Here is a 21,009-nt window from a genome sequence, read left to right as displayed (position 1 = left end):
ATCATGAATGATAAATTAATGGCTATCATAGAAAATAAGGTTTTGCCAATAGCTTCTAAAGTGGCAAGCAACAGATATTTAAATGCAATTAGAGATGGTTTTGTGTTTTCAATGCCTTTTGCAATAGTGGGTTCCTTTATACTTCTTATTTTTAACTTACCACTTACAGATAAAAATACATTTTTGTATATGGAATGGTATACTAATTTAATGGCTGCCTTTAAAAATGACTTAATACAGCCTTTTTATGTTAGTATGGGTATAATGGCACTATTTGTAGCTTACGGTATAGGTTATTCATTATCAGGACATTATCAGCTTAATTCTGTAACAGGCGGATTTTTATCATTATATAGTTTTTTAATAGTATCTGCAAAAGTAGAATACGTTACTATAATAGAATCAGTAGCAAAATCTTTTTTAGTAAATGCTGATACTTCAATACTTGCTATGGATGCTAGATATATGGACTCAAAAGGATTGTTTGTAGCCATTATATTCAGTATAATATCCATAGAAATATTCAAGGTATTGGTACATAAAAAAATGATTATAACTTTACCTGATTCTGTACCTCCAGCAATAGCAAAATCTTTTGAATTGATAATACCAGTTTTTGTTGTAACAGTATTATTCCAAGCTATAAACTTAATAATACAAAAGAATTTCTTGATAATGGTTCCTGATTTAGTTATGAAAATATTTGAACCATTATTACATGCTTCTGACTCTTTACCTTCAGTAATATTAATACTATTCCTTATACATTTATTATGGTTTGCTGGTTTACATGGTACTAACATATTAGGTGCTATAGTATCATCAATTACAGCATATAATATAGCTGTAAATCAAACAGCATTACAAGCAGGAGAAGCTATTACAAAAGTTTGGGCTGGAAGTTTCTTTGACTGTTATGCTTTGATGGGCGGTGTTGGTACTACATTAGGATTAGCAATAGCTATGGTAAGAAGTAAAAATGAACATATTAAATCTATTGGAAAAATATCTATTGTACCTGCAATATTTAATATAAATGAACCTATAATGTTTGGAACACCTGTAGTAATGAACCCTGTTTTAATGATACCTTTCATATTTGTTCCAATCATTAATGCATCAGTAGCATTTATATTGACAAAATTAAATATTATAGGTCATATTGTAGCATCTGTTCCTTGGACAACACCAGGTCCTTTAGGTGCTTTACTTGCTACTAATTTTAATTTTGGCTCTATGATATTAAGTTTGGTATTAATATTTACTTCTTATTTAGTATATATACCTTTCTTAAAAGCTTATGAAATATCTTTGGAAAGAGAAGAAGCAAATAATAAATAAATTAATGAGGTTTTTATAATATGAAACAATATAAGTTTAAAGACAATTTTTTATTTGGAAGCTCTACATCAGGACCTCAAAGCGAAGGTTTCTATGATAAAGCTAATAAAAGTATATGGGATTATTGGTTTGAAATAGCACCAGAGAAATTCCATAATCAAGTAGGCCCTGTATATACATCTAATTTCTTTAGAGATTATAAAGAAGATATAAAATTAATAAAAGAAACTGGTCATAATGTTTTGAGAACTTCAATACAATGGAGCAGAATAGTAAAAGATTTCAAAACTTTAGAATTAGATGAAAAAGCAGTTGAGTTTTACGGCAATGTTATAGATGAACTTATAAAAAATGATATAGAACCTATAATGTGCTTATACCATTTTGATATGCCTTTAAAACTTCAAGAAATAGGCGGCTTTGAAAACAGAGAAGTTGTAGAATTATATGCTAAATATGCTGCAAAAATGTTTGAACTATATGGTGATAAAGTAAAAAAATGGTTTACATTCAATGAGCCTATAGTTGTTGCTGAAGGCGGATATTTATATAAATTCCATTATCCTGAAGTAGTATCATTTAAAAGAGCAGCTCAAGTAGTTTATAACATGAACTTAGCTAGTGCAAAAGCTGTAAAAGCATTTAAAGAATCTGGAAAAACTGGAGATATAGGAATTATATTAAATTTAACTCCTTCTTATCCTAGAGATGAAAACAATGAAGAAGATTTAAAAGCTTCACATATATGCGATTTATTATTTAATAGAAGTTTCTTAGATCCTGCTGCTAAAGGAGAATTCCCAGAAGATTTAGTAAAATTCGTAAAAGAAAATGATCTTACTCCTATATGTGAGGAAGGCGACAAAGAAATATTAAAAGAAAATACAATAACTTTACTTGGAATAAATTATTATCAGCCTAGAAGAGTTAAAGCAAGAGAAACTAAATTTGAATCAGATACTTTAATGCCTGAAAATTTCTTTGAACCTTATGAAATGCCTAACAGACTTATGAATCCATACAGAGGCTGGGAAATATACTACAAAGGTATTTATGATATAGCTAAAAATATACAAAATAATTATTCTAATATGAGATGGCTCATAACAGAAAATGGAATGGGCGTTGAAAATGAAGAAAGATTTATAAAAGACGGCGTAGTAGAAGATGATTACAGAATAGAGTTTGTAACAGAACATTTAAAATGGCTTCATAAAGGCATAGAAGAAGGTTCTAATTGTCTTGGATATTTAATGTGGACACCTATAGACTGCTGGTCTTGGCTTAATTCATATAAAAATAGATATGGATTTATTCGCTGCGATTTAGAAAGCGGTAAAAAAACAATAAAGAAATCAGGACATTGGTTTAAAGAACTTGTAAAAAATAAAGGCTTTGAAGCTTAATTTTTAATAAATCATTGGAGGTATAAATATGTCAAATAAATTAAAAATAGCTACTATTGGAGGAGCTTCTTCATATACTCCTGAAATTATAGAAGGATTTATAAAGAGATACGACAAATTGCCAGTAGATGAACTTTGGCTTGTTGATATAGAACCTTCAAAAGAAAGATTGGAAATAGTAGGAAATCTTTCAAGGAGAATGATAGAAAAAGCGGGATTAAAAGATAAATTCAAAATCTTCACAACTTTAGATAGAAGAGAAGCTATAAAAGATGCCAGCTTTGTAACTACTCAGTTAAGAGTTGGTTTATTAGATGCTAGAATAAGAGATGAAAGAATACCTTTAAGCTACGGCATGATAGGTCAGGAAACTAATGGTGCTGGCGGATTTGCTAAAGCATTAAGAACTATACCTGTAATATTTGATATTTGTAAAGATATAAAAGAATTAGCTCCAAATGCTTATCTTATAAACTTTACTAATCCATCTGGAATAGTTACAGAAGCAGTTTTGAAATATCACCCAGAAATAAAAATGATAGGCCTTTGTAATGTTCCTGTAAACATGAAAAAAAGTGTAGCAGAAATATTGAATGTTCCTGATGAAGAAATTACTTTCGTTGCCGGAGGAGTAAATCACTTCTTATGGGGAAGAGAAGTAATACATAAAGGTGTTGATAGAACTCAGGAAGTTTTAGAAAAATATTTAGATGGTTTTGAAAACGGTCCTGCTAATATCAATACTGAAATAGCTTGGATAAAAGAACAAGTACTTGATACTAAAATGATACCTTGTCCTTATCATAGATACTACTATCTTACAGATGAAATGCTAAGAGAAGAATTGGCAGAATTTAGAGATGGTAAAGGTACTAGAGGAGAACAAGTAAAAGATATAGAGAAAAAATTATTTGAAATATATAAAAATCCAGATTTGAACACTAAGCCTAAGGAATTAGATAACAGAGGCGGAAAATATTATTCTGATTCTGCATGTGAGCTTATAAGTTCATTATACAACAATGCCGGTACTGAAATGATAATATCTACAAGAAATAACGGTACTATAGATTGTTTGCCAGATGACTGTGCTGTTGAAATTACTGTTAATGTTTATAAAGATGAATTAAAACCTCATAAGCAAAAGCCATTCCCTATTGAAGTAAGAGGATTATTACAGCTTATGAAAAACTTTGAACAATTAACAGTAGAAGCAGCTGTTCATGGAGATTATGGTAAAGCACTTCAAGCATTAACAGTTAATCCATTAGTTGTAAGCGGAAGAGTTGCTAAAACTGTACTTGATGAAATAATCAAACAAAATAAAGAATATTTACCACAATTTTATAAAAATAAATAATTTATATTAGGAGATTAAATATGACTGAAGAACAAGAAAAATTTATGGAAGAAAATGTATTTCCTATTATTAGTTTAGCAGGAGAAAGTAAAAGTTTAGCTTATGAGGCTTTAAGACTTGCTAAAGAAAAAAAATTCGAAGAAGCAGCTGAAAAAATTAAAGAAGCTGATGAAATAATGTTAAAATCTCATGAGTTCCAAACTAATTTAATAACTAGGGAAGCAGATGGTGAGAAAATAGAAATTACTATGTTATTCGTTCATGCACAAGACCATTTAATGACTGCTATGAGCGAAAAAAATCTAATAAAAGAAATGATAAGTTTATTAGAAATAAATCATAATAAATAATCTTGCTTTTAAGCCATTCTATTCAATAAAAAAAGGGACTTAAATTAAATATTTAAGTCCCTATTATTTTTTATAATATAAATATTTAATTTCATGCTAATAAATCTCCTTTATGGCTTATGCATAGTTCTAATGAATTAGTTAATTTTATTCTATAGAAATTTATTCTTTTATTTATTTCAAATATACTAGCATTATTATATCTTTTCATTATGGATTTTACTTTATTAGCTATATTTCTTGGAAGTACATTTTCTTTTATCATATCATCACTAATTATATAATTCCAATCTCCATTTTTATCAAAATTAATATAAGTTCCATTTGATAATTTCACTTCATATTCATCTTTTATTTTATCAATATATACTATTTTAACTTTACCAAAATAGCATTCTATGAATCTTTTTGCGTTTTCAGGCAATTTACTAGGTGTTATTTTTATAAAAAGGTTTAATGTATTAGTCATAATGTCCCTCCCATTGGGTATGTAAATTATCTTTACAATTATATTATACTAAATTGTAAGTTTTTGGCAATATTATTTTACAATAATTTTACATTATTTTTACATTTTTACTAGTTTTTAACCATATAATAATACATATAACACAAATATTATTTTAATTGTAAATTTTATGTAAAAATATTGATAAAATTACCAATTATGAAAAATCTATATCTTATTATCTTGCGGTCTTTTTCAAAATGTGATATTCTATTTTTTCAGCTTGATAATAATTACTGGAAATAACAATGGAAAACTTTAATGAAACATTAGACTATATATACTCATTTATGGGAAAAAAGACATTACATAAAAAGAATTTAAATCATATAAATAATGTAAAAGAAATATTAAAAGTTTTAGGATATAAACAAACATTCAAAGTTATACATATAACAGGAACTAAAGGTAAAGGCTCTACTACATTAACATTATCAAAAATGCTTTCATCTATAGGATACAAAGCAGGAGCATTTACATCTCCGCATATAATTAATGAAAGAGAAAGAATATCAATAAACGGTGAATGGATTAGTGAAGAAGATTTCATTAATATCACTAAGAAAATTAAAAATATTATTGAAAGCAATAAAATATACAGCAATATCACAGTATTTGAAATATTTACAATAATAGGTTTATACTATTTTTATATAAAAAGCGTGGATTACGCTTGTATTGAGGTTGGAATAGGAGGAAAACTCGACTGTACTAATATAGTTGATTCTTGTATAAGTATATTAACTTCTATTTCTTATGATCATATGGAAATATTAGGATACACTATAGAAGAAATAACAGAACAAAAGGCAGGCATTATAAAACCAAATTCAACAGTAATATCAGCTTATCAGGAAGAAAATTCTATCAAAATAATAAAAAATATATCAAATGAAAATGAATGTAAATTATATGTATTCAAAAAAGATTTTGATGCTGACATAATATTAAACAGCAATGAAAAACTAGAATTCGTTTATAAAGATAATGGTAAAGAATATAATTTTTCCACTACCCTTTTAGGAGAACATCAAGCTGAAAACATTTCTTTATCTTTCAAAGCATTAACAATACTTTTAAAAAATGATAATAACTGCACAGAAAAAAATATAAATAAAGCTATTAATTCATTGAAAGATTTCCATATAAATGCAAGACTATCATTCATTCAAAAAAATCCTGATATAATAGTTGATGGTGCTCATAATGCTCAATCATTGGAAAGAGTATTAGAAACTATATATAAATGGTATGATAATATAGTAATACTGTTTGCCCCATTGAGTCAGAAAGACATAAAAGGTATGGCTAATGTTTTAAAACAGCATGATTCTATTATAATATTAAGCTCGCCTGATAATATATCTTATAAAGAAACAGACAGTTATAAAACTTATGAATATTTAAAAGATAATGACAATGTAAAACATATACCAGATTTTAAAGAGGCAATTGAGAATATCAAATCAATAAATAAGCCATTACTTGTAATAGGCTCATTATACACAGCAAGTGAATTTATAAGCATATACAAAAAATAGTATATACTGAAACGATTTCATTTTGCCGACTACTGCACATTATGTAATATTATCAACTTTTTTACCGCACAAAAAAGTTGCAAAAAACGCAATTGCTAGAACTTTATATTAAAAATATATGTATTAAATGTATGGTATAACCTAGATTTAGACTAAAAATGCAGTTTTTTTGGTTCTTTTATACCAATAAAAGAACTGGGGTATGGGGCAAAGCCCCAGATATAAAAACAAAAATATAAATTTATTTTTGACAAAATATAGTTGTTTAGGTATATACTAAGAATTTTTAAGTTTGTCAATTTTTTGTTGTTCTTTTTCCCGCCGCATACGCTCTGCGGACTTCGTCAAAGAACCCAAAAGTGCAAATATAAAATTAGTATTAAATCATACTAATTATGTTTTACATATAAGATAAATTACTAAATTTAAGTCGAAATGCAGCCTTTCGCGAAGCGTATCCGAGTTTATCGAGGATATAAGCTTCTTTGTGGCAATACTTACAGTATTTCCTTCGGTCGTAAAAGAACTGGGGACTGCACTCTGCGTGATTCGCAATGGCAAAGCCCTGCAGATATTTAAAATTCAAAAAAATTATTTCTGACAAAATATAGTTGTTTATGTATATATAAAAATAGGGATATATACGAATATATATCCCCATAAGTTTGTTATAAAACTTTTCGTAAATGTATGGCTTATTCTTTATTTAGTCAATTATGAATTTACAGTCTATTTTACAGACTATACTATTTTCTACAAAATTATTATAATATATAACAATTAAGTTTTGTATGAATATACAAGTAAAATATTAATGACTTAAAGAATCTTTCAAAGAAAATTTTTGAGATTAATTTTATAAGGATTTTATATTGTGAAAAATTATGTAATATAGAAAAGGAATTTTCTAAGAAAAATATTGTTAAATTCATCTTACTAACTTTCATAAACCCATTAGCAGTATAACAATATTTAATATAAAAGTCAATATATAATTTTAAACTATTCCTTGATATTTATTTATAATTGCAATAGTTCTTTTAGAAGCACCATTATTCTGTATTAATAAATTATATCCCTTTTCAGCCAATGAATTTCTTAATTCTTCATTGTCATAAAGTTCTTTTATAGAATCTGCTAATTTATCTTTATCATAACATGTAACTACCGCTTCTTTCATATACTCATAAATTTCAATAAAATTATACATATATTTTCCAAGTATAACAGGTTTCTTAAAATAAATAGCTTCTAATATATTATGTCCGCCCATAGTACCCATAAAAGTACCGCCCATTATAACCAAATCAGAAAGTTTATACCAATTTAACAATTCACCTATAGTATTTATAATAATACCATCTTCTGAAGACTTTTCATAATCTGTATAAAGAGGCAAATCATATCCTAACTTTTCTGCTTGTTTCTGTATATCTTCTCCCCTATTAATATCTCTAGGAACTATAACTATATATACTTTATCTTTCAAATCAAGAGAATTAATCGCTTTTAATATTAACTCTTCCTCTCCTGCATGTGTACTTCCGGCAGTTATTATAAATTTATTAACAGGTATTGTATTTTCCAACTCATCTATCTTTTTCTCATCAGCATAATAATTCATGTCATATTTTAAATTACCTGTAACTGTGATAAGAGATTCAGGCATACCTATTGTGATCATATTTTCTTTATCTATGCTGCTTTGAGCTAGAATTTTAGTATACATATTAAAATATGGCTTGAAAAAGAATTGGAAATTTTTATATCCTTTTAATTCCTTTTTTCCTATTCTTCCATTAATCATATATAATGGTATAAGTTTTTTATGAAGCATGTATATTAAAGTAGGCCATATTTCTATTTCTGCTATCATTACATATTCTGGAGAAATTAAATTGATAAGCTTATTAATCATATGCGGATAATCTAATGTAAGATAGAATAATTCTACCTTATCACCATAATTTTTTCTTGCTATATCGTATCCGCCAACTGTAGTTGTTGATAAATAAACATTATATCCCTTGTCTATTAATGTAAATACTATTTCTTTGACTGCAACTATTTCACCAACACTTACAGCATGTATCCAAACTGCATTTTTGTTATTCTCTTTAGGATATATAAAACCTAATCTCGATAAAGAACCTTTTCTAATAGGTTTATTAAATAACATTAGAATTGAAAACACCAAAAATATTAATGGATAAAATAAATACATTAAAAATACATAAATAGTATATATTATCAACACTGTAAAATCCTAATTTTAAGAACGTTTTTTACAAACCAATATAAAACATTCTGCTAATTTTTTATTATCCTCATTTGTCTTTACAATACCGCGTTTTTGCTTATGATTAAATGGAGTAACACTTCCGCTATTTTGATTATAACATTCTAAAATATCACAATAATCGCTAAGCAAAGAAGTAATTTGTTCATAATTATAATCTCTAACATGATATTTAGTCTTTCCAAATAAATGCTCACTCCAAGCATTAGGAGTAGAAACAATATAAAGTCCGCCGTCTTTTAATACTCTAAGAACTTCTTTTACCTGACCTTTATCATCTTCAACATGTTCTATAGTTTCAAATGAAGTAACAACATCAAATGTTTTATCTTCAAAAGGAAGATTTAATATGCTTCCTTGTAAATATTTTATGCCGGCTTTATTGCCGTATGTGAAATTAGCATATTCTACTGCCATTTCATCTAATTCTACACCTGTTATATCAATACTGTTTATTTTGGATTTCATATTGAAAGCACCGTATCCAGTACCGCTAGCTACATCTAATACTTTATTATTCTCTTTCAAATACTTAGAAGCAAATTCATATCTGTCTAAATGGAAATCACATCTATCAGGCTTAAACAATTCCTTTCTATTAGCATCCATTCTTTCGCCTGCATTTTTCTTAAGCCATTTTATATATTTATCTTCTCCATTAACATCTTTTTTATCAAAGAAATCAAATAATCCCATAATATCCTCTTAAATAAATTAACAATTATAATTAAACTATACTTATAATAGTTATTACTATTATAATAATGTATATTAATGCTGAAATTCCTGCCTTTACAATAGCATGCTGTTTCCTAGTACCCCATTCGCATTTTAAAGATACAATAATAAAAGAAATAAATAATAATATTTCTATTATATTTATTATCCAAAAAACAGTTCCATATACTCCTGCCTTTAATTCATTATGGCTAAGTATATAACAAGCTGCTATAGGAAATAGCATAAATATTGAGGCATTAACTAACTTATGTATTAAAATATATTTATTCATAGACTAAATTATACTAAATAAATGTATTATGTCAATTAATTAATAAATCAATTTATATAATTTTTTAATCAATCATTCTGATATAATATTTTTCAAATTTTTATATATATCTTTCAAAGTAGTTTTTTGAAGTTCTTTTTCCATAACATTTTGAACATTATCCAATTTAGGCTGTAATATATTATTGATATTATTTCCTACAGGACATTTTTTATTTGGATTTTCATGAAAACTGAAAAGCTTATTATCATCTAAACTTTCAACTGCATTAAATATATCTAATAATGTAATATTTTCTATTTTTCTATTTAAAGAAATTCCGCCTGTTCCTCTTTTAACAGTAATAATATCTGCTTTTTGTAATTGTATTAATATATTTCTTATAATAACCGGATTAACATTTACACTATTAGATATAAGATTTGATGTAATTTTTTTGTCTTCGAATTCTAATATGCATAATAAAGTATGAACTGCTATTGTAAACCTTGAACTAATCTTCATTATAAAATAATCCTTAAAACTATTTAAAAATTATAATCTATTTATAATCTTAATGCAAATACAAAAGAATTTACTATTATTATTGTTAATAAATATATAAAAGAAATATAATTTCAGATATTGGTATTTAAACTAAAAATATTATTTATTCTTTAAATCATTATAATTATCAGTCATAATTTTATACCAATAATCTAATTTTGCATTATCATCACCTTCTATATCTTTAAAATAGAAAGGTTTTAAAAATCTAACTTTAATTTTTTTGAAAGGATGTATTGTCATTGTTCTTGCTTTCATAATGCTTCTTGTTCCATATATGACAACAGGCAATACTTCTACATCAGGACATCTTTCAGTTATTTTTAATATACCTCTTTTAGGCTTTTTTATTTCACCAGTTTCACTTCTTGTACCTTCAGGATATATAACAACACTGGTATTATTTTTTAATCTGTCTTCCATATCATCTATAGATTTAACAGCACCAACTGTACCCCTTTTTACAAAAATATAATTTGCAAGAGACATACCGGCCCCTATTAAAGGTACCTTTCCATAAGTATCTTTGGATACAAAAGCATAAGACTTTTTAAATATACTAAAACATGCAAATATATCAAATGCACTTTGATGATTTGGAGTGAGTATATATGTTTTATTAGGATCATAATTTTCTTTTCCTTCTACTTTAAATGAAATAAAAGCCATTTTCATTAATCCTCTGCCCCAAAATTTTGCCATAGTATGTACATAATATCTAGCTTTTCTCTTACTGAATATTCTAATAAACGGATAAACAGGAAATGCTATAATGACGCATATCAAAGTATAAATAACACTTAATAAAAAATAAATTAAACTAAATATAATCATACTATATAGTTTACATAAAAATAAAAAATTATCAATATATAACTTGATATATTAATGACTGTTTGATATAATCAAGTCAATTATTTTTGAAGTTTTAATTTAATCGTATGAATAATAATACTAAAAAACAAATAGGAATTATAGTTAATACATTAAGAGGGGATCCTGCTTGTATTCTAAAACATATTGATAAAATATTAAAAAAATATGATATAGAAGCTATCATAATATACTATGACATATCCTCTTACATAAATATAAAAAAAGCTACAAAAGAATTAAAAGATGTATCTATGCTTATATCTATAGGCGGCGACGGAACTTTATTATCAGCTTTAAAAATAGCTATAAAATATGATATATCTGTTTTACCTATATATAATGGTACATTAGGTTTCATTTCAGAAATTCCTCCTGAAGAAGCATACTTAATATTAGAAGAATATTGTGAAGGTAAAAAAACTCTATATGAAATAGAAAACAGAACTTTATTATCTGTCAATATTTATTCAACCGAAAAAAATACATCAAAAGAATACCTTGCAGTAAATGAATTAGTTTTAAGCAAATGCGACGGCCGAGCTATATATATAAATATTATAATATCCGGTAAATTAATATCATCAATAGTAGGCGACGGAGTGGTAATAGCTACACCTACAGGATCAACTGCTTATGCTTTAAGTGCAGGAGGCCCTATATTATCACCAAATATTGATGCTATATCTTTTGTTCCTATAGCACCGCATTCATTAACATTCAGACCGCTTGTAATTCCTAAAGATGATACTATAGAATTAGAATTGACAGAAAAATCACTTAAAGCCATGGTAACTATAGACGGTTATGATATATGCCAATTCAAAAATCATGACAAAATAAAAGCAAAAATAAGCAATAAAAGCTGCTATATATTCCAAAGTGCAAACAGACTATTTTATGACATACTTCGCAATAAACTCAATTGGGGTAGATAATGCTTAAATATCTTGAAATAAGAAATTTCGTTTTAATAGATAAATTAAAAATAAACTTCAGTAAAGGCTTCAATGTACTTACTGGGGAAACTGGTGCTGGAAAAAGTATTATAATTAGTGCCTTAGAATTAATTACAGGAGAAAAAGGATCTACTAGAATGGTAGGCCCTAATGGCGATAGACTTATTGTTACTGGAAATTTTCAGCTTCAGTCATCTTATGATATAGTAAAAAATAAATTAAAAGAATGGAATATAGAACTTGGCAGTGATGAATTAACTATAAAAAGAGAAATAACAAGAGACGGAAAAAGTAAATCATTTATAAATAATACCGGTGTAAAAGTTGCTGAATTAAAAGAACTTGGAGATTTAATAGTTGATATTCATGGACAGCATGAACATCAATCACTTTTCAATCCTGCAAATCATTTGAATTTTTATGACAGTTATTTAAATATAGACGAAAAACTAGAAAATTATAAAAATCATTATTATAAACTAACAAAACTAATAAAACAATATAATGAAATATCTCAAAATAAAAATACTATATTAAAAGAAAAATCATTTTTAGAATATGCAATAGATGAAATAGAAAAAGCAAAATTAAAACCAAATGAAGATGAAGATATAAAGAATGATATTACTATGATGTCAAATGCTGAAAGCATAGCTTCATCTCTTTCTTCTATAAATAAAGATATATTCGGAAGCGAATCCGGAGCTTATACAAAATTGATGAGAAGTATTTCAGCATTACAATCAGTATCAAAATATGACAGCAGACTTTCAGATATAGCTTCTCAAGTAGAAGGAATCACTTTAAATCTTGAAGATATAAAAGTAGTATTAAGTGAAATAAGATCAAGAACGAAATTTGATCCTGAAGAATTACAATCACTTAATGAAAGACTTTTCTTTATAAATAATCTAAAGAAAAAATATGGTTCTAATATTAAAGATATTATCTCCTATGCCAAAGAAGCAAGAGAAAAATTAGATTCTCTTAATTTCTCAGAGGAAGATATTGAAAATCTAAGAAAAGATATAGAAACATTGAGAAAAGAAACTTCTATGTTGGCAAAAGAAATATCGGATATAAGACATAATAGAAAAGAAGAATTCATAAAAGCAATAGAAAGCGAAATGAATGATCTTGGAATGTCATCTACAAAATTTGATATTGAAATAACTTTAGATGAAGATGATGAAGGAATATTAAATATTGACGGTTCTAATATAAAAGCTAATGCCACTGGTATAGATAATATAGAATTCATAATAGCACCAAATAAACAAAGCATATATCAGCCTCTTAGAAAAATTGCATCAGGCGGTGAAATATCAAGAATAATGCTTTCATTAAAAAATGTACTATCTATTGGTGATTACTGTGAAACTTGTGTTTTTGATGAGATAGATGTAGGTGTAGGCGGAAGAATTGCTGAAGTTATAGGAGAGAAAATATCTGCTCTTTCAAAAAGAAAACAAGTATTAAGTATTACTCACTTAGCACAAATTGCAATATATGCTAATAATCATTTCAAAGTAACAAAAAATGAAGGTGAAGATATTGTTACTTCTACAATTGAAGAACTTGATAATTCTATGCGTGTAAATGAAATTGCCAGAATGATAACAGGAAAAGAAATAACAGAAGCAAGCCTTAAACATGCTGAAGAATTATTAGAAAGCACTAAAAAAGCAAGAAAATAAAAAGCAGGCATAAATTAATTTATTATTTACACCTGCTTTATAAAAAATCATTATTACATTTTTATTACAGTTTTTACTATATTAGCTTTATCATTAACACTATTATCCAAAGCTTCCTGTAAATCTTTGAAATCATAAATATTTGTAACTATATCTTTTATATTAATACTTCCATTTTCTACAGCATCAATCAATAATGGAAATAAATGTCTATATCTAAATACCGTTTTGAAAGTTAATTCCTTATCCAAAGCCATGCTAAGATTCATATTAACTTTTCCTGTTTTACTGTATCCTACTAAAACTATAACAGAACCTTTCTTAGCAAATTCTATAGCCTGATTAGTTGTAATTTCTGTACCTGCAGTTTCTATTGTTATATCGCTTCCTTTTCCTTGAGTTAATTCTAATGCTCTTTTAACAGCATCTTCTTTCGAAGCATCTATAACACCGTTTGCTCCTAATTCTAATGCTTTATCAAGACGTTTTTTAACAACATCTATAACATAAACTTTAGAAACTCCTGAAGCTTTTAAAGAAAGCATTGAACATAAACCTATACAGCCTGCCCCAGTAACAAAAGCAACATCTCCTATTTTAGCATCGCCTTGTCTTGCGGCATGCATTCCAACAGCTAAAGGCTCTATTAAAGCTCCTTCCATAGATGATAATTTTTCAGGCAATTTAAATGATAATGATTCTGGGTGAGTAACATATTCTTGAAAAACTCCATTAACAGGAGGTGTAGCAAAGAATATAACATCAGGACATAAATTATATCTTCCAGTTTTGCAAAACTCACATTCACCGCAAGTTTTTCCAGGTTCTAATGCTACCCTATCACCTACTTTTAAATGTTTAACTTTGCTTCCTATCTCAACAATTGTACCGCTGCATTCATGTCCCAATACAAATGGAGGCTTAACAATATAATCTCCTATAGCTCCATGTTCATAATAATGCAAATCTGAACCGCATACTCCTACATACTCAAGTTTTACTAAAACTTCATCGTCTTTTGGTTTAGGTTTATCAGCTTCTATAAATTGTATTTTTTTAATATCTGTCATCACAGCAACTTTCATAATAAAACTCCTATAAATAATAAATATACTTTTATAAAAGTATTTTATAAAAGTAATTATACTATCTCTATACATATTGTCAATACTTAATTTATATTAAATAATATATAATAATAATTTTATTACATACTGAAAATTTTTAAGTTTGTCATTTTTTTAGTCAACTTTTTCCCACCGCGTACACTCTGCTGACTTCGTCAAAGAACCAAAAACTGCAAGTATAAAATTAGTGTTAAATCATACTAAAATTATTTTACAGTAAGATAGATTATTAATTTAAGTACACCTTGCCAAAGGCACGCAGAGCGTCGGCAAAAGAAGTGGGGGTATGCGGCAAAGCCTACAGATATTTAAAATTTAAAAAATTATTTTTGACAAAATATGGTTGTTTAGGTATATACTGAAAATTTTTAAGTTTGTCAACCGATGCACTTTATGTAAATTTATCTACTTTTTTGCCGCACACGCTCTGCGGACTTCGTCAAAGTAGCAAAAAACGCAATTGCTAGAACTTTATATTTTAAGAATATATTAAATATAGTGTAATACCCTAGTTTTAGGTCAAAAATGCAGCTCTTCGCGAAGCGTATCCGAGCCTGTCGAGGATATAGGTTCTTTTATACCAATACTTACAGTACTTCCTTCGGTCGTAAAAGAACTGGGGTTCTGCGTAAGCACGCAGAGCGGTGGGCAAAGCCCTAAAAATATTTTAAATTAAAAAAATTATTTTGACAAAATATAGTTGTTTAGGTATATACTAAAAAATTATTATATTCCATCTATAAAATCATAAATATGCTTTAAAGAAGCTCCAATAGCCGATACCTCAAAATTATGCCTGCATACCTTTATATAATCAGCATTATTTTCAAATGTATTTAACTTTGAAACTAATTTTTTTAAATCATCAATATATTTCTGAAAATAACTTCCCACATATCCGCCTATAATAATATCGCAATCGAATGACATTCTTAAATTATTCACCATTATAGCTAAATAATTTAAATAATTTTTCCATACATCTAAAAATTCACCATTATCTAATCTTTCAAAAAATAAATTCAATTTACCGTCTGTTAAATCTGAAAGCAAAGAGGCATTACAATAGGAATCAAAACAGCCTATTTTTCCGCAATAACATTTTTTACCATCTGGAACTATTGTAACATGCCCAAACTCCCCTGCCCTAACATTATCCCCCATATAAATATTATCTGATAGAATTATTGCTCCTCCGACACTATCGCTTAAAGATAAATAAACTGCATTATTATCAATATATTTCGCTTCAGCAAAACCAGCAGCATTAGCATCATTTATAAATATAGAATTAAATGGTATAAAATTACTGAAAGAAGAACATTCTATATTATTGATTCCAAGAACATAAGAAGATGTAATATATTGCCCTGATTTATCTATTATTCCCGGTATGGATACTCCGGCACCTAAAATTCTTTCAAACTCAAAATCATTTATAAATTCATTAATAGAATCTTTAAACCATAATAAATATTTTTCTGAAAAATTAAAATGTTTTTTTAATCTTACACTATTAACAATATTGCCAAGTAAATTAACTAAAACTAAACTTATATGATTATTAGTAATATCTATTCCTAAAGAATATTTAGCATTTTCATTTATAGATATAGCCTTTGCCTTTCTTCCTCCGCTTGATTCAAACTCTCCAACTTCTTTTATCAAATCATCATCAAAAAGTTCTTTTATATTTTGAAGTATAGTAGGCATACTCATATTTAAATCTATTGATATATCATGCTTAGAAACTTTTCCGTTTTTTAAAATACATTTATATAAAATATTCTTATTAATTTTTTTTACGTCTATATTATTACTTTTTTTATGTATCATAATTTCTCATATCGCATTATTATAAATTAGAGTATATATCAATATATTAAAAACACAAATATATAAATGATAAATATAACTTAAAAACAATTGAAGCCATATAAAATAATATTTATACGGCTTCAACTATTTAGATTATTAAAAAACTATAATGAATTATTTTCTATAAACCATTCTTCTGTAAGTATGTCTTATACCTCTAAGAGCAATAGACATAGCCATGATATTTTCAGGCAATGCCATACCAGAATAAGCAGCATCACCAATATGTACAATATCAGCACCTGCCATTTTTGACCATAAAGTCATTTCTCTGATAGTATTAACATCAGCACCTTCCTGAGAAGTTCCTATAGCTGTTTTTGCTAAAGCTCCAAAACTATGTATTCTTTTTATTTGCTCATGAACAAAATCAACAGTATATCCTGGAAGTGTTGAAGGTGCACCAACCATAACAACATCAGCACCAGCTTTAACCATATTATCAAGTTCTTCCATAGAATATACATTATCGCCGCCTGCTCCATGCATTTTTCCAGCAATAATAAGAATTTTATCACCGCAAACAGTTTTTAATTCTTTAGCAGCTTTTGCTATATTTTCTATTGTAACGCCTGTATTTGGGTTTCCAGTAAGAACAACATAATCAAAACCATATTTAAGAAGTTTTTCATAGTTTTCTTTTGAAGCTCTAAAACCAGGATTATAATTACTATCTTCTGGTACCGGCTCTAAATTTACACCTATTAATCTTCCTGTAACTTTTTTTAAATCTCTAACAACATTATCATTGTTTTTATTCATTTCATTAACTAAACCTTTTAATCTTGCAGACAGCCAAGTTTGTTCTGAAGAATCAGGATTTTCTTTATATAGTCCCCAAACAAAAGGCTTATTCATATCAAATAAATTTAAAGTTATTAAATCCGCTCCAAAAGCAGCAGCAGCTTCAGCATTACTAACAGAATCTATTAAAGGCTGATGACCGCAGCATACCTCAGACATAACAGATCTTCCTTCAGATTTTTTAATAATTTCTTTTAGTAAAGAAGCATTCATATTTAATACATCTTCTAAACTTAATTCAAAAATTCTTTTACCCATATAAATCCCCTTTTATTTTATTTAGTTTCGCTATTTTCTCCATTTTCTTCTGCTTCTTCTAATAAAAGTTTTTTATCATAAGCTATTAAAAATGGAAAATATATAGCAGTTAAAATTGCTAAGTTAATTAAAACCAATATTATTGATTTCCAATCCCCGCCAGTTGCAAAATAAGCATATAAAGGTGCTGGGAATGTCCAAGGAACAACAGCAACAGTTTGTGCCACAAGTCCAAGTTTTGTAGCAATATATGAAGTTATTACGCACACCATAGGACCAGCAATATATGGAACAATTAAATAAGGGTTTAATACTATAGGTGTTCCAAATACTATAGGTTCATTAATATTAAACAAACAAGGTGCCAAAGATGATTTTCCTAAAACTTTCATATACTTTGAACGTGCTACAAAAGCCATTAATATAACAAGGCCTAAAGTACCGCCGCCCCCGCCTATCCAAACAAATGCATAATAGAATTGATTTGTTAATATATAAGGTATAGTTTCACCATTTATATATGCCTGTGCATTAGCTTCAAAAAGCTGTAATAATATAGGCATAGTAAATGCTTCTACTATAGAACTTCCATGAATACCCAAGCTCCATAATAAACATATAAAAAATACCATTATTAATGCACCAGGTAAGCTATTTATTATAATAGGTAGCCAGAAGAATAATTTTTGTAATATTACATGTAAATCTATGATTCCGGAAGGAAATTGATTTGGGAATAAAGCTGGTATTAAATGTAATAATTCAAATAATGATACTATAACCAATAAAGGAATTAAAGCTTCAAAAGATCTTATTACACCTTCTGGAACTCCGTCCGGCATTTTTATAGTTAAATTTTTCTTTTTGAAGAAATTAAATATAAGACATACCACTATAACACATAAAAATCCTACAAACATTCCTTTACTTCCCATATTATCCATAGGAATTATCATACCTAAAGAACTTAATGGATTTGAAGTAATGCTTAATGTATCTCCTATATTAGGGAGTGAATCTAATTTCAAAAGCTCCATTAAAGCTGCCTGATTTTCATTTGTAACTACAACAGTAGAAAATGATACTGATTCAAATGCTTTAGTCCAGTCTAAAGTCATAAAGAATGCTATCAAAGAAATTAATATAATTGGTATTGTTGGTAATTCTAAATTTCTTGATAGGTGATAAGCTGTTCCTATAATAACAAATATAGATATAATACTCATAGTAGCCTGAAAAGGCATCAATATTATGTCTCTATTTGCTGCTATCCATTTAAAAAGACCAATAGTTTCAAACCAAGAATTTGGAACTGGAGGATAAGCTATAAGAAGGAAGAAACTTCCTACTATTGTAATACCAATAACCGATATTACACCCTCTTTTACTGCACTAATATACTTATTATGAGATAATTTTACCACAGTATCCATTAAAAATTTTTCAACAAATTGTTTCATATGTATCCTTACTTTATATTTTCGGGCAAGTATAAAATAGTCAATTCATTTGTCAACAAAAAATATTACCACAATAATCTGGTAATAAATATACTTGACAGATTGCAATTTAAATAATATACTATTAAATTATATTATATTAAAAAATTATTATTTAATAATTTTCAAAACAAACAAAAGAGGAAAAAACATGCCAACTTATGAATATAAATGCGAAAACTGCGGTAAAGAATTCGAAGAATTCCAATCAATAACTGCAGAAGCTAAAGCTACCTGTCCAGAATGCGGCAGTGAAGCTAAAAGAATGATATCTTTAAATAGCGGTATTATATTTAAAGGTAAAGGATTCTATGTAAATGATTATAAAGCTAAAAACAGCGGTTCTTCTGCTCCTAGCAATAGCGATTCTACACCTAAGAAAAGCTGCTGAGGAGTTTAATTTTAGCTTATAGGTTATAAGTAAAATAATTAATAAATTGATAATTTAACAGGAAAATATGTCAAAAAAAATATCTATAATGAATGTTTCAGAAGAGGAATTATCTAAATTCTGTGAGGAAAATAACTTTCCAAAATTCCATGCATCTCAAGTACTTAATTGGATTTATAAAAAATACGCCATAACTTTTGATGATATGAGCAATATACCAAAAAATTTACGTACTTTATTAGATGAAAACTATTTTATACATAATTCTAAAATAGAAACTATATCTGAAGATGAATATGGAACACAAAAATTATTAATTTCATTATATGATAAGAAAAAAATAGAATCTGTTATTTTAAATAAAAAAGACAGAGTAACTTTTTGCCTATCATCTCAAGTAGGATGCGGATATGGCTGTGCTTTTTGTGCTACAGGAAATATGGGATTATCACGCAATCTTACTGCTGATGAGATATTAGCAGAGTTTATTTTGATGAGAGCGGTTACAAAAAAGGTAAATTCTATTGTTTTTATGGGTATGGGAGAGCCTTTAGCTAATACAAAAAACCTTTTTAAAGCAATAGAAACAATTAATTCTTTTAAAGGATTTAATTTAGGTATAAGACATATTACTATATCAACTTCTGGGGAGGTTGTTGGAATAAAACAATTAATAGAAAGGGATTTAGACTGCAGATTAGCTGTTTCTTTACATTCATTAAAAAATGATGTAAGAGATAAAATAATGCCTATTAACAAAAGATATCCTATAGAAAACCTTATGGCTGTGCTAAAAAGATATAGCAGAAATGGTAAAAGAATGATAACTTTTGAATGGGTTCTTATAAAAGATCTCAATGATTCAGTTAATGATGCTTACAGACTGGTAAATTTAAAAAAAGAATTCCCTTTCAAAGTAAATGTAATACCTATGAATCCTGTTGAACATGCTCCAGAGTTGCAGCGACCTAATAAAGATATTATACTAAGATTTAAATCCATACTAAAAGATAATGGAATTGAAGTAGTAGAAAGATTTAAACAAGGACAAGAAATTTTAGCTGGCTGCGGACAATTAGCTATAAAGAATTTATAAATAAATATAGTATTTATTTTTTATCTGAAAAATAGTATAATATGAGTAGTTTAGCTAATTATGA

General features: G+C 27.3%; 19 protein-coding genes. 9 read left to right on the top strand and 10 right to left on the bottom strand.

Annotated elements, in window-relative coordinates; genetic code table 11:
- Positions 1-3 precede the first annotated feature (3 nt).
- The 4 genes from Q0K52_RS02900 to Q0K52_RS02885 are packed head-to-tail and all read left to right on the top strand — an operon-like array spanning position 4 to position 4,457.
- Positions 4-1,341: a PTS transporter subunit EIIC gene (locus Q0K52_RS02900; RefSeq protein WP_297296280.1), complete on the top strand. Its 1,338-nt coding sequence runs from the start codon at positions 4-6 to the stop codon at positions 1,339-1,341.
- A gap of 20 nt (positions 1,342-1,361) precedes the next feature.
- Positions 1,362-2,747, top strand: a complete 1,386-nt coding sequence (locus Q0K52_RS02895) for a glycoside hydrolase family 1 protein (RefSeq protein WP_297296277.1) — start codon at positions 1,362-1,364, stop codon at positions 2,745-2,747.
- Positions 2,748-2,775: 28 nt separating this feature from the next.
- Positions 2,776-4,107 carry a 6-phospho-beta-glucosidase gene (locus Q0K52_RS02890; protein WP_297296275.1) on the top strand — a complete coding sequence of 444 codons (1,332 nt, stop codon included), beginning with the start codon at positions 2,776-2,778 and terminating at the stop codon, positions 4,105-4,107.
- 20 nt (positions 4,108-4,127) lie between these two features.
- Positions 4,128-4,457, top strand: a complete 330-nt coding sequence (locus tag Q0K52_RS02885) for a PTS lactose/cellobiose transporter subunit IIA (RefSeq protein WP_297296273.1) — start codon at positions 4,128-4,130, stop codon at positions 4,455-4,457.
- A 91-nt stretch (positions 4,458-4,548) separates the two neighbouring features.
- Here the strand turns inward: Q0K52_RS02885 and Q0K52_RS02880 are convergent, their stop codons facing one another.
- A complete protein-coding gene (locus Q0K52_RS02880; RefSeq protein WP_297296271.1) occupies positions 4,549-4,926 on the bottom strand; it encodes a PepSY-like domain-containing protein in 378 nt (125 codons plus the stop codon).
- A 287-nt stretch (positions 4,927-5,213) separates the two neighbouring features.
- Here Q0K52_RS02880 and Q0K52_RS02875 point away from each other — a divergent pair, with 287 nt between their 5' ends.
- Positions 5,214-6,506, top strand: coding sequence for a Mur ligase family protein (locus Q0K52_RS02875; RefSeq protein ID WP_297296269.1), 1,293 nt, complete (start codon positions 5,214-5,216; stop codon positions 6,504-6,506).
- A gap of 997 nt (positions 6,507-7,503) precedes the next feature.
- Here the strand turns inward: Q0K52_RS02875 and Q0K52_RS02870 are convergent.
- The 5 genes from Q0K52_RS02870 to Q0K52_RS02850 all read right to left on the bottom strand — a co-directional run bounded on the left by Q0K52_RS02870 (position 7,504) and on the right by Q0K52_RS02850 (position 11,197).
- Positions 7,504-8,730: a 3-deoxy-D-manno-octulosonic acid transferase gene (locus tag Q0K52_RS02870; RefSeq protein ID WP_367270954.1), complete on the bottom strand. Its 1,227-nt coding sequence runs from the start codon at positions 8,728-8,730 to the stop codon at positions 7,504-7,506.
- 48 nt (positions 8,731-8,778) lie between these two features.
- Positions 8,779-9,501 (bottom strand): bifunctional 2-polyprenyl-6-hydroxyphenol methylase/3-demethylubiquinol 3-O-methyltransferase UbiG, encoded by a 723-nt coding sequence (locus tag Q0K52_RS02865; RefSeq protein ID WP_297296265.1) that lies wholly within the window; start codon positions 9,499-9,501, stop codon positions 8,779-8,781.
- Positions 9,502-9,532: 31 nt separating this feature from the next.
- Positions 9,533-9,817 carry a hypothetical protein gene (locus Q0K52_RS02860; RefSeq protein WP_297296263.1) on the bottom strand — a complete coding sequence of 95 codons (285 nt, stop codon included), beginning with the start codon at positions 9,815-9,817 and terminating at the stop codon, positions 9,533-9,535.
- A gap of 72 nt (positions 9,818-9,889) precedes the next feature.
- Positions 9,890-10,321, bottom strand: a complete 432-nt coding sequence (locus tag Q0K52_RS02855; RefSeq protein ID WP_297296261.1) for an Rrf2 family transcriptional regulator — start codon at positions 10,319-10,321, stop codon at positions 9,890-9,892.
- Positions 10,322-10,462: 141 nt separating this feature from the next.
- The gene (locus tag Q0K52_RS02850; RefSeq protein ID WP_297296259.1) at positions 10,463-11,197 is read right to left on the bottom strand and encodes a 1-acyl-sn-glycerol-3-phosphate acyltransferase; all 735 of its coding nucleotides are present in this window, start codon (positions 11,195-11,197) and stop codon (positions 10,463-10,465) included.
- 107 nt (positions 11,198-11,304) lie between these two features.
- Here Q0K52_RS02850 and Q0K52_RS02845 point away from each other — a divergent pair, with 107 nt between their 5' ends.
- Both Q0K52_RS02845 and recN read left to right on the top strand, forming a co-directional pair.
- The gene (locus Q0K52_RS02845) at positions 11,305-12,174 is read left to right on the top strand and encodes an NAD(+)/NADH kinase (protein WP_297296257.1); all 870 of its coding nucleotides are present in this window, start codon (positions 11,305-11,307) and stop codon (positions 12,172-12,174) included.
- Positions 12,174-13,892, top strand: a complete 1,719-nt coding sequence (recN, locus tag Q0K52_RS02840) for a DNA repair protein RecN (RefSeq protein ID WP_297296255.1) — start codon at positions 12,174-12,176, stop codon at positions 13,890-13,892. The genes Q0K52_RS02845 and recN overlap by 1 nt, the downstream gene beginning before the upstream one ends.
- 53 nt (positions 13,893-13,945) lie before the next feature.
- On the opposite strand, the gene Q0K52_RS02835 is transcribed toward recN, so the two are convergent.
- The 4 genes from Q0K52_RS02835 to Q0K52_RS02820 all read right to left on the bottom strand — a co-directional run bounded on the left by Q0K52_RS02835 (position 13,946) and on the right by Q0K52_RS02820 (position 19,419).
- Positions 13,946-14,977 (bottom strand): NAD(P)-dependent alcohol dehydrogenase, encoded by a 1,032-nt coding sequence (locus Q0K52_RS02835; RefSeq protein ID WP_297296253.1) that lies wholly within the window; start codon positions 14,975-14,977, stop codon positions 13,946-13,948.
- 768 nt (positions 14,978-15,745) lie between these two features.
- On the bottom strand, positions 15,746-16,855 hold the full coding sequence (locus Q0K52_RS02830) for an ROK family protein (protein WP_297296251.1): 1,110 nt from the start codon (positions 16,853-16,855) through the stop codon (positions 15,746-15,748).
- 156 nt (positions 16,856-17,011) lie between these two features.
- Positions 17,012-17,959: a hypothetical protein gene (locus Q0K52_RS02825; protein WP_297296249.1), complete on the bottom strand. Its 948-nt coding sequence runs from the start codon at positions 17,957-17,959 to the stop codon at positions 17,012-17,014.
- A gap of 17 nt (positions 17,960-17,976) precedes the next feature.
- Positions 17,977-19,419: a PTS transporter subunit EIIC gene (locus Q0K52_RS02820; RefSeq protein WP_297296247.1), complete on the bottom strand. Its 1,443-nt coding sequence runs from the start codon at positions 19,417-19,419 to the stop codon at positions 17,977-17,979.
- A 190-nt stretch (positions 19,420-19,609) separates the two neighbouring features.
- On the opposite strand from Q0K52_RS02820, the gene Q0K52_RS02815 reads away from it, so the two are divergent.
- Entirely contained in the window at positions 19,610-19,849 is a 240-nt protein-coding gene (locus Q0K52_RS02815; RefSeq protein ID WP_297296245.1) for an FmdB family zinc ribbon protein, read from the top strand.
- Between the two features lie 67 nt (positions 19,850-19,916).
- On the top strand, positions 19,917-20,945 hold the full coding sequence (rlmN, locus tag Q0K52_RS02810; protein WP_297296243.1) for a 23S rRNA (adenine(2503)-C(2))-methyltransferase RlmN: 1,029 nt from the start codon (positions 19,917-19,919) through the stop codon (positions 20,943-20,945).
- Positions 20,946-21,009 lie beyond the last annotated feature (64 nt).

Source organism: uncultured Brachyspira sp., assembly GCF_944390845.1.
GTDB lineage: Bacteria > Spirochaetota > Brachyspiria > Brachyspirales > Brachyspiraceae > Brachyspira > Brachyspira pulli.
The sequence above is the reverse complement of the archived record's forward strand: the minus strand, read 5'-3'. Positions and strand labels throughout refer to the sequence as shown.

Bases quoted from the DNA above. Each gene is read 5' to 3' on its own strand.
- Q0K52_RS02900 (WP_297296280.1), top strand. From the start codon at position 4: ATGAATGATAAATTAATGGCTATCATAGAAAATAAGGTTTTGCCAATA.
- Q0K52_RS02895 (WP_297296277.1), top strand. From the start codon at position 1,362: ATGAAACAATATAAGTTTAAAGACAATTTTTTATTTGGAAGCTCTACA.
- Q0K52_RS02890 (WP_297296275.1), top strand. From the start codon at position 2,776: ATGTCAAATAAATTAAAAATAGCTACTATTGGAGGAGCTTCTTCATAT.
- Q0K52_RS02885 (WP_297296273.1), top strand. From the start codon at position 4,128: ATGACTGAAGAACAAGAAAAATTTATGGAAGAAAATGTATTTCCTATT.
- Q0K52_RS02880 (WP_297296271.1), bottom strand. From the start codon at position 4,926: ATGACTAATACATTAAACCTTTTTATAAAAATAACACCTAGTAAATTG.
- Q0K52_RS02875 (WP_297296269.1), top strand. From the start codon at position 5,214: ATGGAAAACTTTAATGAAACATTAGACTATATATACTCATTTATGGGA.
- Q0K52_RS02870 (WP_367270954.1), bottom strand. From the start codon at position 8,730: ATGTATTTATTTTATCCATTAATATTTTTGGTGTTTTCAATTCTAATG.
- Q0K52_RS02865 (WP_297296265.1), bottom strand. From the start codon at position 9,501: ATGGGATTATTTGATTTCTTTGATAAAAAAGATGTTAATGGAGAAGAT.
- Q0K52_RS02860 (WP_297296263.1), bottom strand. From the start codon at position 9,817: ATGAATAAATATATTTTAATACATAAGTTAGTTAATGCCTCAATATTT.
- Q0K52_RS02855 (WP_297296261.1), bottom strand. From the start codon at position 10,321: ATGAAGATTAGTTCAAGGTTTACAATAGCAGTTCATACTTTATTATGC.
- Q0K52_RS02850 (WP_297296259.1), bottom strand. From the start codon at position 11,197: ATGATTATATTTAGTTTAATTTATTTTTTATTAAGTGTTATTTATACT.
- Q0K52_RS02845 (WP_297296257.1), top strand. From the start codon at position 11,305: ATGAATAATAATACTAAAAAACAAATAGGAATTATAGTTAATACATTA.
- recN (WP_297296255.1), top strand. From the start codon at position 12,174: ATGCTTAAATATCTTGAAATAAGAAATTTCGTTTTAATAGATAAATTA.
- Q0K52_RS02835 (WP_297296253.1), bottom strand. From the start codon at position 14,977: ATGAAAGTTGCTGTGATGACAGATATTAAAAAAATACAATTTATAGAA.
- Q0K52_RS02830 (WP_297296251.1), bottom strand. From the start codon at position 16,855: ATGATACATAAAAAAAGTAATAATATAGACGTAAAAAAAATTAATAAG.
- Q0K52_RS02825 (WP_297296249.1), bottom strand. From the start codon at position 17,959: ATGGGTAAAAGAATTTTTGAATTAAGTTTAGAAGATGTATTAAATATG.
- Q0K52_RS02820 (WP_297296247.1), bottom strand. From the start codon at position 19,419: ATGAAACAATTTGTTGAAAAATTTTTAATGGATACTGTGGTAAAATTA.
- Q0K52_RS02815 (WP_297296245.1), top strand. From the start codon at position 19,610: ATGCCAACTTATGAATATAAATGCGAAAACTGCGGTAAAGAATTCGAA.
- rlmN (WP_297296243.1), top strand. From the start codon at position 19,917: ATGTCAAAAAAAATATCTATAATGAATGTTTCAGAAGAGGAATTATCT.